Source organism: Actinoplanes sp. DH11 (assembly GCF_020873875.1).
Taxonomy (GTDB): Bacteria; Actinomycetota; Actinomycetes; order Mycobacteriales; family Micromonosporaceae; genus Actinoplanes.
Genome location: NZ_JAHWGU010000024.1, coordinates 1 through 14,598 on the forward strand (window position 1 = coordinate 1; position 14,598 = coordinate 14,598).

The 14,598-nt window shown below is 71.0% G+C and carries 9 protein-coding genes; 4 read left to right on the top strand and 5 right to left on the bottom strand.

All coding sequences use genetic code 11. From position 1 onward, the window contains the following. Window positions 1–326 precede the first annotated feature (326 nt). Both LPA41_RS29370 and LPA41_RS29375 read right to left on the bottom strand, forming a co-directional pair. Window positions 327–2,144, bottom strand: coding sequence for a VanW family protein (locus tag LPA41_RS29370; protein ID WP_229074149.1), 1,818 nt, complete (start codon window positions 2,142–2,144; stop codon window positions 327–329). Between the two features lie 85 nt (window positions 2,145–2,229). Next, window positions 2,230–4,251 (bottom strand): response regulator, encoded by a 2,022-nt coding sequence (locus tag LPA41_RS29375; RefSeq protein ID WP_229074150.1) that lies wholly within the window; start codon window positions 4,249–4,251, stop codon window positions 2,230–2,232. Window positions 4,252–4,354: 103 nt separating this feature from the next. Here LPA41_RS29375 and LPA41_RS29380 point away from each other — a divergent pair, with 103 nt between their 5' ends. Beyond that, window positions 4,355–7,642, top strand: coding sequence for a PAS domain S-box protein (locus LPA41_RS29380; RefSeq protein ID WP_229074152.1), 3,288 nt, complete (start codon window positions 4,355–4,357; stop codon window positions 7,640–7,642). Window positions 7,643–7,654: 12 nt separating this feature from the next. Here the strand turns inward: LPA41_RS29380 and LPA41_RS29385 are convergent, their stop codons facing one another. Then, a complete protein-coding gene (locus LPA41_RS29385; protein WP_229074300.1) occupies window positions 7,655–8,581 on the bottom strand; it encodes a TerC/Alx family metal homeostasis membrane protein in 927 nt (308 codons plus the stop codon). A gap of 326 nt (window positions 8,582–8,907) precedes the next feature. Between LPA41_RS29385 and LPA41_RS29390 the strand changes: the two genes are divergently transcribed. Next, on the top strand, window positions 8,908–9,060 hold the full coding sequence (locus LPA41_RS29390; protein WP_229074154.1) for a hypothetical protein: 153 nt from the start codon (window positions 8,908–8,910) through the stop codon (window positions 9,058–9,060). Window positions 9,061–9,142: 82 nt separating this feature from the next. On the opposite strand, the gene LPA41_RS29395 is transcribed toward LPA41_RS29390, so the two are convergent. Together LPA41_RS29395 and LPA41_RS29400 are read right to left on the bottom strand one after the other, a co-directional pair. Next, on the bottom strand, window positions 9,143–9,754 hold the full coding sequence (locus tag LPA41_RS29395) for an alpha/beta fold hydrolase (protein ID WP_229074156.1): 612 nt from the start codon (window positions 9,752–9,754) through the stop codon (window positions 9,143–9,145). A 2,411-nt stretch (window positions 9,755–12,165) separates the two neighbouring features. Further along, window positions 12,166–13,041 carry a hypothetical protein gene (locus tag LPA41_RS29400; protein ID WP_229074158.1) on the bottom strand — a complete coding sequence of 292 codons (876 nt, stop codon included), beginning with the start codon at window positions 13,039–13,041 and terminating at the stop codon, window positions 12,166–12,168. Between the two features lie 158 nt (window positions 13,042–13,199). Between LPA41_RS29400 and LPA41_RS29405 the strand changes: the two genes are divergently transcribed. Both LPA41_RS29405 and LPA41_RS29410 read left to right on the top strand, forming a co-directional pair. Next, window positions 13,200–13,796, top strand: coding sequence for a TetR/AcrR family transcriptional regulator (locus LPA41_RS29405; protein WP_229074159.1), 597 nt, complete (start codon window positions 13,200–13,202; stop codon window positions 13,794–13,796). Between the two features lie 77 nt (window positions 13,797–13,873). Continuing rightward, window positions 13,874–14,584, top strand: a complete 711-nt coding sequence (locus LPA41_RS29410; RefSeq protein WP_229074161.1) for an MBL fold metallo-hydrolase — start codon at window positions 13,874–13,876, stop codon at window positions 14,582–14,584. Window positions 14,585–14,598: the final 14 nt, after the last annotated feature.

Consider the following 14,598-nt stretch of genomic DNA (forward strand, 5'->3'; position numbering starts at 1 on the left):
GGGGCCTCCCGCAAAGCAGATAGATCTTCGTCGACTACCTGCCTACCGGAGGCCCCGTTCCTAATGCACCTACATCCACCGAACGAGTGTTGCCAACACCCCGAACCCCTTAACTACGCGGCCTTGGCCTATGACCCCCACCAGACTCCACGAAACCGTTGTCCACATCCCCTACCTCTCCACAGAGCTCGCCATGGTGTCGGCGATCAGGGGTGCAACGTCGCTTCGCATGGCAACCCCGGAAACAGCGACGGCAATGCGCTAAGTCCGCTACCAGGTAAGACAGTTGCCACCGGGCAAGGCGGCGGCGACCAGGGAAGATCCGGTCAGTCCTCGGCCGCCTCGTCCGGCTTGGCGCAGATGTAGTTGGGCTCGGCGTCGTACTTCCAGGTGAACTTCTCCCGCTTCTGCACCTTGCCGTCGCGGTGGAACAGCCGGAACGCGTCCTGCGTGAAGCCGGGCAGCCCGCCGGTGGCGATGCAGCTCGGGCCGTCGGGCAGGGTGATCGTCCGGGGCGAGGTGACGTTGCGCCGCTTGCTCCACTCGGTGGTCACCTTGTCCCACACCTTGGTGCTCCAGACCGACACCGTGATGCTGCTGCTGGTGTACGCGGTGTCCAGCAGCACACCGTGCGGGCTGTCGTTCTTGAACTTGAAGTCCAGGTCGGGGTAGAAGATCGTCGACTCGATGACCGGCGGGTACCTGTCGAAGTAGTACGAGTGCGGCTTGTGCTCGACGTCCTTGAGCCCGGCGTAGTAGGTCGCGTTGAACAGCGTCGTGGTGAACTGCGAGACACCGCCGCCGACGCCCGGGACCAGCTTGCCGCCCAGGATCACCGGCGCGTCCTGGTAGCCCTGCTTGTAGCTGCGCTCGCCGGTGTGCTTGTTCAGCGAGAAGGTCTCGCCGGGCAGCACCAGGGTGCCCTCCACCTGCTTGGCGGCCTGCACGATGTTCTGGCTGCGCGAGGAGCCGAGCCCGCCGGTGAACTTCGTGGTGAACGTGGAGATTTTCTCCTTGACACCGAGCTTCGTGAGGTCGGCCGCGGTGCGTGCGGGTGCGGCCTTGGTCACGGTCGCCTCGATCGACCGCTCGCCGGTGCCGCGCAGCACGGTGAGCAGTTCCGGTGCCATGGCGGCCAGGTCGACGGCGGTGCCGTCGGCGCCGGCGACGATCGACGGCTTGCCGCCCTTGAGGCTGAACCGGGCGTCCTTCGGTTTCGTCTCGAGCTTGGCGAGCGGTGTGGCGACGGCGGCCCGCAGCTTCTTCGCGTCGATCCGCGGTTCGATCCGGCCGGTCTTGTCGGCCGTCAGCACCAGGCTCTTCGCGATCGCCGCCGGCGGGACCGTCAGGTCGCCCTTCGCCGTGGTGATGGTGAGCGGGCCGGCGACGGCGGGCCGGGCCACGTCCTCGACCAGTTTGTCCACCTCGGCGGCGGTCGTCGTGGGCTGCACCTCGACCAGCGGGACGGTGACCTGCGCGCTTGCCGGCCAGGCGGCGCGCACCGCGGCGGCCGACCGGTCCGGGTCGAGGCCACGGCCCGGCTTCGGGTGTACGGCACGGGGCGTCACCCCGTCGAAGACCACCGCCGGTTTCGTCATCGTCTCGCCGACCTTGCCGAGCGACTTGCGCAGGGCGGCGTCGAGCAGTTCCGCGTCGACGGCCACGACCGGGGGGACCGCCCGCTCGCCGAACGGTGCCGGGTTGCCGGCGGTGGCGGCGGCGACCGTGGCGTCCACGTCGACGACCAGGCCGACGTCGGCCGGTTTCACCGTGGCGTCGCGGTCCTCGACCCGGACGGTGAGCGGCTGGGTGAGGCGGGTGTCGGCGGCCAGGTGGGTGCGCAGCCGGGTGGCGGCCTCGGAACGGCTCAGACCGCCGAGGTCGGCGCCGAGGACGGTGACCCCGAGCGGGACGTCGCCGCGATAGGCCCAGGTCACCGCGGTGCCCGCGCCGGCGGCCAGGACCAGCACGGCCGCGCCGGCGATGAGTGCCCGCCGGCGGCCACGGCCCCGGCCCGGCGCCGGCGGGACGGCGGGTGGCGGGTCGGCGCTGTCGAGCACGTCGTGCACCGGGACGGCCTGGGCCGGCAGCCGGACGGTCGGCGTGTTCTCGACGGTCGGCTGAGGATCACCTGCAGCGCTCACCGGGCGTCCTCCTCGGGCTCGGGCGGCATCGACGCGCCGCCGGGCCAAGGATGCTAGTTGATGAGGCGTTCCGCCAACCTGGGGGTCACCTGTGCGGTGCCGCGTTCAGGGCACCTCGTACCGTGCTGACCAGGGCGTCCCGATCGAACGGTTTGGCCAGGATGGTGGAACCTGGTTCCAGGTTGTTGCCTTTCTCGTCGATGAGCGACTCGGCGAACCCGGAGACGAAGACGATCGACAGGCCGGGCTGGCGCATCGAGGCCACCTTGGCCAGCTGACGCCCGTTCATGCCGGGCATCACCACGTCGGTGACGAGCGCGGACACGTGACCGGGATGCTGTTCCAGGATCCGCAGCGCCTCACCGGCGTCGCCCGCGGTGAGCACCTGGTACCCGGCGCCGGACAGGATCCGGGCGGTGACCTGGAGCACGGCCTCCTCGTCGTCCACCAGCAGCAGGGTCTCCCCGCCGGCGGGTTCCTCGGTCCGGTCCGCGGGCGGCGGTGGCGGCGCCTCGGTGACCAGGGCCGGCAGGGTCACGGTGGCGGTGGTGCCGTGTCCCTCCCGGGAGCGCAGCGTGAGCTGCCCGCCGGCCTGACTGATGATGCCGTGCGCGGTGGAGAGCCCCAGGCCGGCCGTGCTGCCGGCGGGCTTGGTGCTGAAGAACGGCTCGAAGGCGCGGTCCAGCACCGCCTGCGGCATCCCGGTGCCGGTGTCGGTGATGCGTACGGTGACGTTCTCGTCCTGCGCCGCGGTGGTGACGGTGACCGTGCCGCCGTCGGGCATCGCCTCGGCGCCGTTGCTGACCAGGCTGTGCAGCGCCCGGGTGATCTGCGCCGGGTCGGCCTTCACGTCCGGCAGCGCCGGGTCCAGGTCGAGGACCAGCTCGACGTCGTCACCGGTGGCGGCCCGCAGGGACGGTGCGGCGTCACGCAGCAGCGTGTTCAGGTTGATCGCGGCCGGCTGGATGATCTCCCGGCGGCCGAAGGCGAGCAGTTGCTGGGTGAGTCCCTTGGCGCGCTCGCCGCCCTTGAGGACGTGCTGCAGGTCGCCGAGCAGGGACTCGGCGGTCTCCGCCGGCAGCGTACCGTCCTCCTGCCCGTCGTTGATGGTCTCGATGGCCAGGTTGGTGTAACCGAGGATGGCGCCGAGGATGTTGTTGAAGTCGTGCGCGGTGCCGCCCGCCATCCGGCGCAGGCTGTCCAGGCGTTCGGCGTCCCGGTGCCGGGCGTCCTCCTGCCGGCGCTGGGTCTCCTCGCGCAGCCGTTCCTCGGCGGAGACCAGGTCGGTGACGTCGTCGACCATCAGCACGCCGCCGGCCAGCCGGCCGTCCTCGTCGTCGTGGATCTGCCGCAGGTGCAGGCGCAACCGCCGGGTGGTGCCGTCCGGCCAGGTGATCCGGTGGTCGAGGCGGAGTTCGGCGGTGTCGCCGGCGCCGTGCAGCAGGTCCAGGGCGGCGTCCTGCGCGGCCGGTTCCAGGATGTCCAGCCAGCCGTGCCCGAGCAGGTTCTCCTGCGGCAGCTGCAGGATCTCGGTGAACCGCTCGTTGATGTAGTCGGCGTTGCCGTGCACGTCGAGGATGCCGATGCCGACCGGGGAGGCGACGGCCATCGCCTCGAAGCGCCGCTCGGTGTCGTGCAGGGCGCGTACCTTCTCGATGAGTTTGGCGTTCACCGCGTGCAGGTGGGCCTGGGCGAAGTCGTCGTCGCCGGCCGGCACGTCGAGAAGGACCGGGCCCTGCGCGAGCGCGGTGTCGATCGCCTCGAGCAGGGTGTGCGGGTCCTGGGAGCGCAGCACCACCTGGCTGACCCCGCAGGCCTCGGCGATCGGCCGGGTCTCCGGTTCCAGGTAGTTGGCGGTGTAGAAGATCACCGGCGCCTGGGCGGCCTGCGGGTCGGGGTCGGACCGCAGCCGGTGCACCAGTTCGAGGCCGTCGATGCCGGGCATCAGGACGTCGGAGACCACGACGTCGGGGTGGTGGACGTGCGCGAGCCGCAGCGCGTCGGCGCCGTCCCGTGCCTCGATGACGTCGTGGCCGCGGAACCCGAGGAGCATCCGCACGATGTCCCGGTTGGCGGCCACGTCGTCGACGACCATCACTGTCGCCACGGCGTCCCCCTCGTGATGATGCGCTTTGTCCGTAATAAGGCTAAAGCAGAAAATCTTCACATGTAGGTTGACGTGGAATCCATACCGCATCCGGAGGTGCATCGTGGGCAAGGCCGGCTGGCTCCGTCACCTGCTGGTGGCCGGCGGCATCGCCGGGGCCGGGGTGACGATCGGCGGTGAGCTGATCCGCCGTGCCGGGCGACGCCTCGACCAGTACTTCTATCTCGCCGCGATCCTGGAACAGACCGCGACGCCGGCCTTCGTGAAGAGCGTCAGCGGGCGGTACCGGCTGGTCAGCGGCGCCTACGAGCGACTGCACCAGGTGCCCGCCGGTGTCGCCGCCGGCCGGTACGACCACGAGGTCCACCCACCCGAGAGGCTGGCCGAGCACCGCCGCCGCGACCGTTTGGTGCTGGCCGCCGACGGCCCGCTGGCCTTCGAGGACGAGATCCGGAGCAGCGGCGGCCTCCGCCAGTTCGTGACCACGCTGTACGCGCTCCGCGATCGCCGCCACCGCCCGTACGCCATCTTCGGGGTGAGCAGTGAGGTGACCGAGGGGAACCGGGCGACCCGTCAGGCCGCCGGCGAACGGCGCCTCCAGTCGCACATCAACGCGCGGCTGGCCGCCATCGTCGAGGCCTCCCAGGACGCGATCGTCAGCAAGGCGCTGGACGGCACGATCCGCAGCTGGAACCCGGGCGCCGAGCGGCTCTACGGATACACCGCCGAGGAGATGGTCGGCAACGACGTGACCCGGTTGCTGCCCGCCGACCGCCTCGGCGAGGAGCGCGAACTGCTGACCCGGGTCTTCCAGGGTGAGGCGCTGAGCCGCTTCGAGACCCGCCGCCAGCGCAAGGACGGCAGCATCATCGAGGTGTCCCTGAGCATGGCGCCGATGCGGGACACCGACGACACCGTGATCGGCGTCTCCACCGTGGCGCACGACATCACCGCGCGGGTCCGTGCCGAGCAGCGCCTGCGGCTGGAACGCGAACAGCTCGAAATGATCATGGAGGCGGCCAGCGACCCGTTCTTCACGATGGACGCCGACGGGGTGGTCTCCGAGTGGAACCGGCAGGCCGAACACGTCTTCGGCTGGCCGCGCGCGGAGATCGTCGGACGCACCGTGGCGGACACCGTGCTGCCCCGGCGGTACCGGGCCGCACTGCGCCGCCTGCTCGACGGCCGCTGGGACTGGCTGCTCGACCGGCCCACCGAGATGGGTGCCGTGCACCGAGACTCCCATGAGATCCCGGTCGAGCTGACCATGTGGCGCATCGGTCACGACGGCGGCGTGCACTTCTACGGCTTCGTCCGCGACATCACCGCCCGGCGGCAGACCGAGGCGGCCCTCGCCGAGGCCCGGGACCAGGCGCTCGAGACGGCCCGGCTCAAATCGCAGTTCCTGGCGTCGATGAGCCACGAGATCCGGACCCCGATGAACGGCGTGATCGGCCTGACCGGCCTGCTGCTGCGTACCCCGCTCGACGAGAAACAGCGGCGGTACGCCGAGGGCATCAGTTCCGCCGGCTCGGCGCTGCTCACGGTGATCAACGATGTGCTGGACTTCTCCAAGCTGGAAGCCGGCAAGGTCCTCCTGGAGGAGGCGAACTTCCAGATCGGCCGGCTGATCGACGACGTGGTCGCGCTGGTCTCCCCGCCGGACACCCGGACCGCGGTGACCGTCACCGGCGCCTGCGACCCGCGGCTGCCCGCGACCGTCTGCGGCGACCCGGCGAAACTGCGCCAGGTGCTGCTCAACCTGGCCGGCAACGCGGTCAAGTTCACCACCGCCGGGCAGGTCACCGTGACGGCCTCCCTCGACCGGCGGCCGCGGGCCACCCCGGACGAGGTGCCGATCCGCTTCGAGGTGCACGACACCGGCATCGGCATCGACAAACACCAGCAGGAACAGCTCTTCGAGGCGTTCACGCAGGCCGACGCGGGCACCACCCGGCGGTTCGGCGGGACCGGGCTGGGCCTGGCCATCAGCCGCGACCTGGTGGAGCTGATGGGCAGCAGCATCGGGGTGGAGAGCGAGCCCGGCGCCGGCAGCACATTCTGGTTCACGGTCGGCCTGCGCACCGCCCGGGACGACCTGGACCTCTCCGACCGGCACTCGCTGGACGGGCTGCGGGTGCTGATCGTGGACCGCGACGAGCGGGACCGGGACGTGCTCGCCGAGCAGCTCACCGGCTGGTCGATGCGGGCCGCCGGCACCGGGGACACCCGCAGCGCCGGCGTCGCCCTGCAGGAGGCCGCCGTGGCCGGCCGGCCGATCGACCTGGTCATCGTGGACATCGGCACCGCACAGCAGGACGGCCTGGACGTAGCCGGGTTCGACCTGGTGCCGCCCGGCTGCCCGCCGCCCCGCACGATCCTGCTCGCCGACGAGGACCATCACCTGCCCGGCGAGCCCGACCCGCACCGCGTCACGGCCGCCTTCGCCAAGCCGCTGCGGCAGTCCCAGCTCTACGACGCGCTGGTCGGCGCGCTCGCCGAACGCCCCGGCGAGGACCCGGCCGCCGCCACCACCGCGGTGCCGCCGGCCGGCCGGGGACACCTGCTGCTGGTCGAGGACAACGAGATCAACCGCACGGTGGCGCTCGGCGTCCTGGCCAACCTCGGCTACAGCGCGGACGTCGCGGTCAACGGCGTCGAGGCGGTCGAGCTCGCGGCCCGGCACGACTACCAGGCCATCTTCATGGACTGCCTGATGCCGGAGATGGACGGGTACGCCGCCACCGCCGAGATCCGCCGCCGCGAACCCACCGGCCGGCACGTGCCGATCATCGCGCTGACCGCGGGCGCCCTGCCCGAGGACCGGGCCCGCTGCCTGGCCGCCGGCATGGACGCGCACATCGCCAAACCGCTGATCCCGGCCGACGTGGCCCGCGTGCTGGAGCGCTGGACGGTCCGGCTGCCGGTGCCGGACGTGGAGACCCTGGTCGTCGAGATCGACCGCCGCCTCGACCAGCTGCGGGGCCCCGACCCGGTCGCCACCGCCACCGCCCTCGACGCCCTGCTCGGCACCCTGGCCCGGAAGATCCCCGAGCACATGGAGCGGATCGTGCAGGCGCTCGCCTTCGACGACGTCATCGAGCTGCGCAACGAGGCCCACCAGCTCAAAGGCATCATGGCGAACCTCGGCACCGGCGTGGCCACGCTGGCCTGCGGGCGGCTGGAGGACGACGCCCGCAACGAGGACCTCGACGCGGCCGTCGCCTCGCTGGCGCACGCCCGCCCGCAGGTGGCGCTGGTGCGGGCGGCGGTGAACCGGATCCGCCACCGCTTCGCCACATCGCCGACACCCGGCCCCACGTCGCCGACACCCGGCCCCACGTCGCCGCCGCCCGGCCCCGGTGAGGCCGGCGCGGTCCAGCCCCGGTGAGGCGGCGGGTGGTCAGCGGCGGGCGGCGGCCCTCTCGTCCCGGCGGTTGGCCACCAGGCTGGTCACGGTCACCGTGGTCAAAGCCACCGCGATCACCGCGAGCGACAACTCGGTCGGGATGTCCGGCACCGACGGCCACAGCTTGTGCGCCCAGTGCAGCACCAGCTTGACGCCGATGAACGCCAGGATCACGGCGAGGCCATAGTCCAGGTGCCGCAGCTTGCCCAGCACGTTACGCAGCACGAAGTAGAGTGCCCGCAACCCCAGCAGGGCGAACGCGTTGGTGGCGAAAACCAGGTACGGGTCCTCGGTCACCCCGTAGACGGCCGGCACCGAGTCCACGGCGAAGACCAGGTCGGTGACGAAGACGGCCACCACGACGAGGGCGAGCGGGGTCAGGGTGCGGCGCCCGTTCTCGCGGACCGTCAACCGGCCACCGTGGTACTGCCCGGTGACCGGCATGAACCGGCGCAGCAGCCGGACACTGCGCATGTTGTCGATGTCGACCTGGTACTGCTCGTCCCGGGCCGCGTCCCGCATCACCTTCGCGGCCGTCAGCAGCAGCGCCGCCCCGAACAGCAGGAACGCCCACGCCCCGGTCTGCAGCACGGCCGCACCGGCCGCGATGAAGATCGCCCGTAGCACCAGGGCGCCGACGATGCCGTAGAGCAGGACCCGCTGCGCCAGCGCCGGTGGCACCGCGAACGCCGCCAGCAGCAGCATGAAGACGAACAGGTTGTCCACCGACAGGGACTTCTCGACGACGTACCCCGTGTAGAACTCCATCGCGGGCGTCCGCCCGTACACCTGCCAGACCAGCACCCCGAACGCCGCCGGAAGCGCAAGATAGAACAGCGACCAGCCGACCGCCTCGCGCATCGCCACGTCATGCGGGCGTCGCGTGATCGCGAAGTCGACGGCCAGCAGGCCGAACAGCATGGCAACGGTGATCGCCCAGAGTTGCGGGGACGCGATCGTGGACAGCTGTGACACAGAGCCTCCTCGGACACGGCACTTCGTCCGAGGTCTCCCTCACCCGCCGGGCGTCCGGCGGGCAGCGCACGGGGGCACTCAGGGGTGCCCGTGATGACCGCCACGCTTCTGTCGGAGGTACTCCCCTCGCCGCCCACCATAGGCGCGTTCGGCGTGCCGAGTCATGCCAAACCACCGGGATACGTGATTCCGGTTGACGCGGCCCCGGTGACGGGGGACCGTGAGGGGAGGACTGTTTTCCCAGCTGACGAGCGGTACCGGGGAGGTTCCGCATGGTGCTCGACATCCTGGTCGGCTCGGTGGTGCTGATCTGCCTTCTCATCAGCAGCATCGCGCTGCTGCCGCCGCCGGCCCGTCACGGGCGCGGCCGCGGCCACCATCGGGCCGGCTTCCACTGGCCCGGTTTCCATCACCGACACAGCTAGACCCGCAGGATCCGCCGGGCGGGCGCGCACCCACCCGGCGGTGTCCCCGATCGGCGCTGTTCCGCTCGCCCGGCCGGCGGTGTCAGATCAGCTGGCGCAGGTCCGTCGCGAACGTGGCAGGCGCACTCAGGTGCGGAAACCCGGCGGGCGCGATCTTGCGAGCCCGGCGCGGGCTTTTCCCGAACCAGCAGCGGTACGCCCGGAGCAGCGTCGCATCCCGCCGCGGCACCGCGAACTGGCGGTACGGCTCCGGCACCCGCCCCAGATCGGCCGCCGCCAGGTGCTGTTCCACGGTCTCCGACGGTTCCGCCGGCGGCTCGTCCACGGTGAGAACCGCCTTCGTCGCATAGTCCGCCGCGAACGCCTCCGCCAGCAGCGCCGACTCACCGTGCCCGACCACGACGGGCGCCCGGTGCAGATCCAACCCGTTGATCAGCATCGCCAGGTCAGCAGCGAGCGTACTGAGCGCATAATCCCCGCGCGGCGCCGAATCCCCGTGCCCCGGCAGATCCACGGCCAGCACACTGCACGAGTTACCGAGCTCCGCCGCGACCGGCCACCACATGCTCCGGTCGTAGAGCACCCCGTGCAGCAACACGACGGGCCGGCCGAACCGGCCCCAGCGGTCGTACACGAGTCGGTTGACGGGCGTGCCAAAGGCATGGGTGGTGCGGCGGGGAGCCTGGGGATGCATGGCGAACGTCTTCCTGGCTAGGGGACCTACCAAACATGCTTCGGTACGCACCTGACGGTTACCTGTATCAACCCGGCCCCCCATCTCCACCCACCACCGCTGCCGTCCCCCACCCCACCTCGAAGCCGCCCCGACCGAAACCCGACCAGCCCTGCCAAATGTCACCGTCCGTTGTTCACCTACTCCCTGCCGCAATCCCGCCAAGCAAAACAAAATTGTCAGCAAGCATCACCAACAACGCTGAAAAACCAATTAGCCCCCTCCCCTCCGCCATGAACCCGGCAATTCCCACCCCTGCCGAACCGCCGCTGACAACAAGTCACCCACCGAGCCCAATCCACCACCCAGCACCCATTTCCCGACCGCGACAATTCAAGGCCAACCCGCCACCCGCCGCGACCCATCACCCGAGCCAAGGCCAACCCCGCCCGATCACCAGCCCGCCACCGTCCACCCGCTGAACCCGCCCGCCACACGGCGGCGCCCGTCCGGCTGTGGTGGCTCGTGCGGCCCGGTTGTCTCCGTCCGGCCTGGCGGTGCCCGTCCGGCTGTGGTGGCTCGTGCGGCCCGGTTGTCCCCGTCCGGCTCGGCGGTGCCCGACCGGCCCGGCGGTGCCCGACCCGGCCTGGCGGTGCCCGACCGGCCGTGGTGGCTCGTGCGGCCCGGCCGGCCACTGAAGCTCGGCTACCCGCCGTAGCCCGACTACGTACCCAAGCCCGACCACCACCAGCTGCGACCAGCGCCTCCCGTGCAGCCGAACCCCGTGCTGTCCGCGGCACTCTTACAGCGCCGGCGTCGCGACTTCCGGTCGTTGTTTCCACCGCGACGCCGGAACTCCCCGCTGCCGAAGGCCTGCGGTTCACCCCCGACGTGCCTGCGACCGCCAACCCACCCGACGCTCTCGAATCCGTCGTCTCGAACGGATCCCTCGGAGTCACCCGAGCCGAACCTCCAACGATCACCGCCTCGGCCAGTCCACTCGAACCCGCCGGTCTCGCCACCTCTCGCACCGCCAGCACCAGGCTCGATGCACTCGAAGCCGCCTGCCGCGCCGGCCTCATCAAGCGGGCACTCGCCAACCACCGTGCCGTTCTCCCGGCGGACGTTCGCCGCCCAGGCCTCATCGAAACGGCCGGCCGCGCAGGCGCGGTCGCAAGCGTCGGCTCACTCGGTTCTCGCGCATCCGCTGCCTGCGACGATGTGCCCGAAGCCGCCGACCGCGTCGCCGAGGTCGGAGGCGTTGGCTCCGGCGACCGCCGTGCGGCCACCGCGTGGGAGGAACCTGAAGTCGCCGGCCTCGTCGGAGAGCCTGGAACAGATGGACTTCGAGCCGCTCGGACGGCCGACGCTCCCGGCCAGGTCGGTGCCGCCGCCGCAACGGGTGTCACCGGCATCTCGTCAGCCGCCGACCTTCTCGCCCGGCCCATGCCCGACGGGGATCGGCGCTGCCCGGACGCCCCGGCGTGGGAGCCGATGCGGGGCACCGAGCGCGCCCCAGGAGCCGTGGGCGCCAGCTCCCTCAAGCCCCTGCCAACGGTGCCGGCCACCGAGGAGCCACCTGCCGAAGCCGAAGTCTCACCGCGCGCAGAGCTGCCCGCCGACGCCGCGGAGCCACCTGCCGAAGCCGAAGTCTCACCGCGCGCCGAGCTGCCCGCCGACGCTGAATGCCCGCCAGACACCGAGTTCCCCGTTGGCGCCGAGCACTCAGCGCCCGAGGAACTCCCCACAGACCCCGGCCTCCCCACCAACCCTGGCCTCGCAACCATCCCGGGCCTCCCGGCGGGCGCGGGCCTGCCGGCCGACTGAAACCTGGCGGTCGACTCAGGCCTGGCAATTGACTGGGGCTTGGCAACCGACTCGGGCCTCCCAGCGGACTCGAGCCTCCCGGCCGCCCCCGGCTCGCCGGCCAGCCCCGGCCTCCCGGCTGACTCCCGCCTGGCGACCGGCACGAAAGCACCGTCCGGTGCCTCCGTGGCCGCTGCTCTGGCGCGCAACAGCTTCTCCGCGTGACGGCGGGCCAGGCCCCAATCGCGGTGGCGCTTGTGCTCGCGGCGGAAGTCGTCGGCCGCAGGGGAGTAGCTGCGGGACGCAGTCCGATCACGCATCCTCGCCATTCCGGAGGTGGTGAAGAACTGCATCTGCCCCATGCATTCATTCTCCCGCTCCGCCCTCAAGAACGCCCGCAATAAATCGATTCGATCATGCCAACCTCGGGCCTTGATCGAACGCGGGCTCCCCGGCGGTATATAAACGTTGTGGTGAATGATGGAATTGTATGCCCGGCGTGCTGCTGTCCGAAGTTCACCGGAATTACTGCGGCGGCGAAGAGACAGAGCAGCACACGAGCCGAGGCCGGCGCGCAGGGGAGAGCGAGGTGCCGGAAGCGAGCGGAACTGGACGGCCGGGGAGCGTCAGAAGGACGCGTCTCTGGGCAGGTCCGGGCGATCGTCCGGAAGCTGCTCCGGCAGCCGGCCGGTCTCGGCGAGCCAGTGGTGGACGAGGGGCCAGAACCAGACCGACGTGCCCGGCTCCGGCGAGGGAAACGGCGGGCGAAACGGCGGGGGGAGGGGAGGGGACGGCGGGGAAGGAGCGGCGTGCGCGGCCCGCCACCGGTCTACTTCGGCGGGGCGTACACGGGCGCGGTGCGCGATCTGATGCATGGTCACCAGGTCGGGGTCGTCCGCGTCGCGCTGTTCGGTGGTGGCCCAGACGCTGACCTGGGGTTCCTCCCAGCCGCGTGCGGCCACGCCCGCCAGCAGGGGCGATGCGGCTCGGAGGCGTTCGCGCAGGGTTTCGCGGTTGGTCTCGATGGTGTCCCAGACGGCGGCGTTGGCGGCGCGGATGCTGCCGTACTCGCCGATGTGACCGATACCGTACGGCCGCGTGCCGACCTCGGCCTGCCACGTGCTGCGCGGGCCGGGTTTGACGGCGCCGCAGGTCAGCGACGTGAATTCGGGCACGGTGATCTGGTGGCCGCAGCCGGTCGCCAGGCGGCAGGCGGTGAGCACTTCGCCGAGCGGGGTGGGGCGGGTGGCGCGGTGCATGGCGGCTACGTGCACCGCGAGGCGGTCGGCGGGTTCGAGGCGCTGCCACCAGAGTTCGCGGACCCGGTGCAGCAGGTCGTCGAGGGCGGGGACGACGAGGGTGTGCGCGCCGTCGGGGTCGGGTCGCCGCGTCACGGTCAGCGGGTCCTGTTCCCGGGTCGCTGCCGCTGCCAGGTCACTGAGCAGCTGGATCACATGATCGGCGAGTCGCCGGTCTTCCCCGGCCGGAACACGAACCACCATCAATCCTCCCCCGAGGAAAGCCCGTGACGCCGAGACGCCAAGGAAAGCCCGTGACGCCGAGGCCCCCGAGAATTGAGCATGCCTCTCCCCGGCGCCCCCGTCTGTCCCGCACGCTGTCGGGTGCGCAACACTTCCCTTGAGGCGGAAAGAGGTGCGGAGTGCCGAAAATCGTCGACCACGACCAGCGGCGCAGCGAGATCGTCGAGGCGTACCTGACGGTGGTCGCCCGGGACGGCCTGCCCGGGGCCACCAGCCGGGCGGTCGCCGCCGAGCTCAATGTCGGCACCGGCGCGCTCTGGCACTACTTCGACGGGTTCGACGCTGTGGCAGCGGGCGCCTACCAGCGGATAAGCGAATTGACGACGGAACGCATCGTGGCGGCGACGGCCGGGCTGCGGGGCCTGGACGCGGTGGACGCCATGCTCCGGGAGATTCTTCCGCTGGAGAAGAAGACGGTGGACGAGGCGTACGTCGTCGTCGGTTTCTGGGGCCGCCTGGCCGCGAACAAGCGGATCGCGGAGACGCAGTCCGACGTGGTCGACGAGTGGGCCGGCATGTTGCGCGGGCATTTGACGGACGCGATCGCGGACGGGGTGCTGCGGCCGGAGACGCCGGTCGACGAAGTGATCAATGTGGTGCTGACGATTGCGGTGGCGCAGCAGGTGCACGCGGTGACGGATTCCGATCTGGCGGAGCCGGCCCGGCAGCTCAAGATGGTCTCGTTCTGTCTGCAGCCGTGGCGTTGCGCTGGGTGAGCGAGTATTGAGGGGTGATGAGTGACTTCAGGGTGAGTCGCAGATTGATTGTCACGGGCGGATCAGGTGTGCTGGGTGTGGCCGTCCTCAATACGCTGACCGGCTGTTCGGCTACGGGGACGCCGGAGACGCCGGAAACCCCAGAGGCCGCGAACAGCCCCGGCGGGAACAGCGCAGGCGCGAGCGGCGCAGGCCCCGGCGTCGTCGGCAGCTGGAAACGCGTCAACCTCACGTTCGTCTCCGTCTATCTGCTGGTGCGCGGCGACGAGGTCGCCGTCGTGGACACCGGCACGTCCAGCTCGGTCGCCGAGATCGAGGCCGGTCTGCAGGCCGCCGGCACCGGCTGGGGCGCGGTGAAGCACGTCATCGTCACGCACGGCCATCAGGATCACGCCGGCGGTCTCGCCGGGGTCGCGCCGGCGGTGGTCAACGGCACGCTCTACGCCGGCGACGCGGAACTCGATGCGATCACCGCGAGCAAGCCGCTCAAGGGGCTGGCGGACGGTCAGGAGATCTTCGGGCTGCAGATCATCGGCACGCCGGGGCACACCCTGGGGCACATCTCGGTCTTCGAGCCGTCGACCGGGGTGCTGGTGGCCGGTGACGCGCTGAACAACACGGCCGGGCTGACCGGGTCGAACCCGGAGTACACGGCGGACGCGGCGAAGGCCGCGGCGTCGGTCAAGAAACTGGCCACGCTCGATGTGCAGGCGATCCTTCCCGGCCATGGCGAGCCTCTGATCACCGGTGCGCCGGAGGAGTTGCAGAAGCTCGCCGCATCCCTCTGACCCGGTTCCTTCAG

Coding starts and splice junctions, on each gene's coding strand:
- LPA41_RS29385 (WP_229074300.1), bottom strand. CDS start 8,581: ATGCTGTTCGGCCTGCTGGCCGTCGACTTCGCGATCACGCGACGCCCG.
- LPA41_RS29390 (WP_229074154.1), top strand. CDS start 8,908: ATGGTGCTCGACATCCTGGTCGGCTCGGTGGTGCTGATCTGCCTTCTC.
- LPA41_RS29395 (WP_229074156.1), bottom strand. CDS start 9,754: ATGCATCCCCAGGCTCCCCGCCGCACCACCCATGCCTTTGGCACGCCC.
- LPA41_RS29400 (WP_229074158.1), bottom strand. CDS start 13,041: ATGGTGGTTCGTGTTCCGGCCGGGGAAGACCGGCGACTCGCCGATCAT.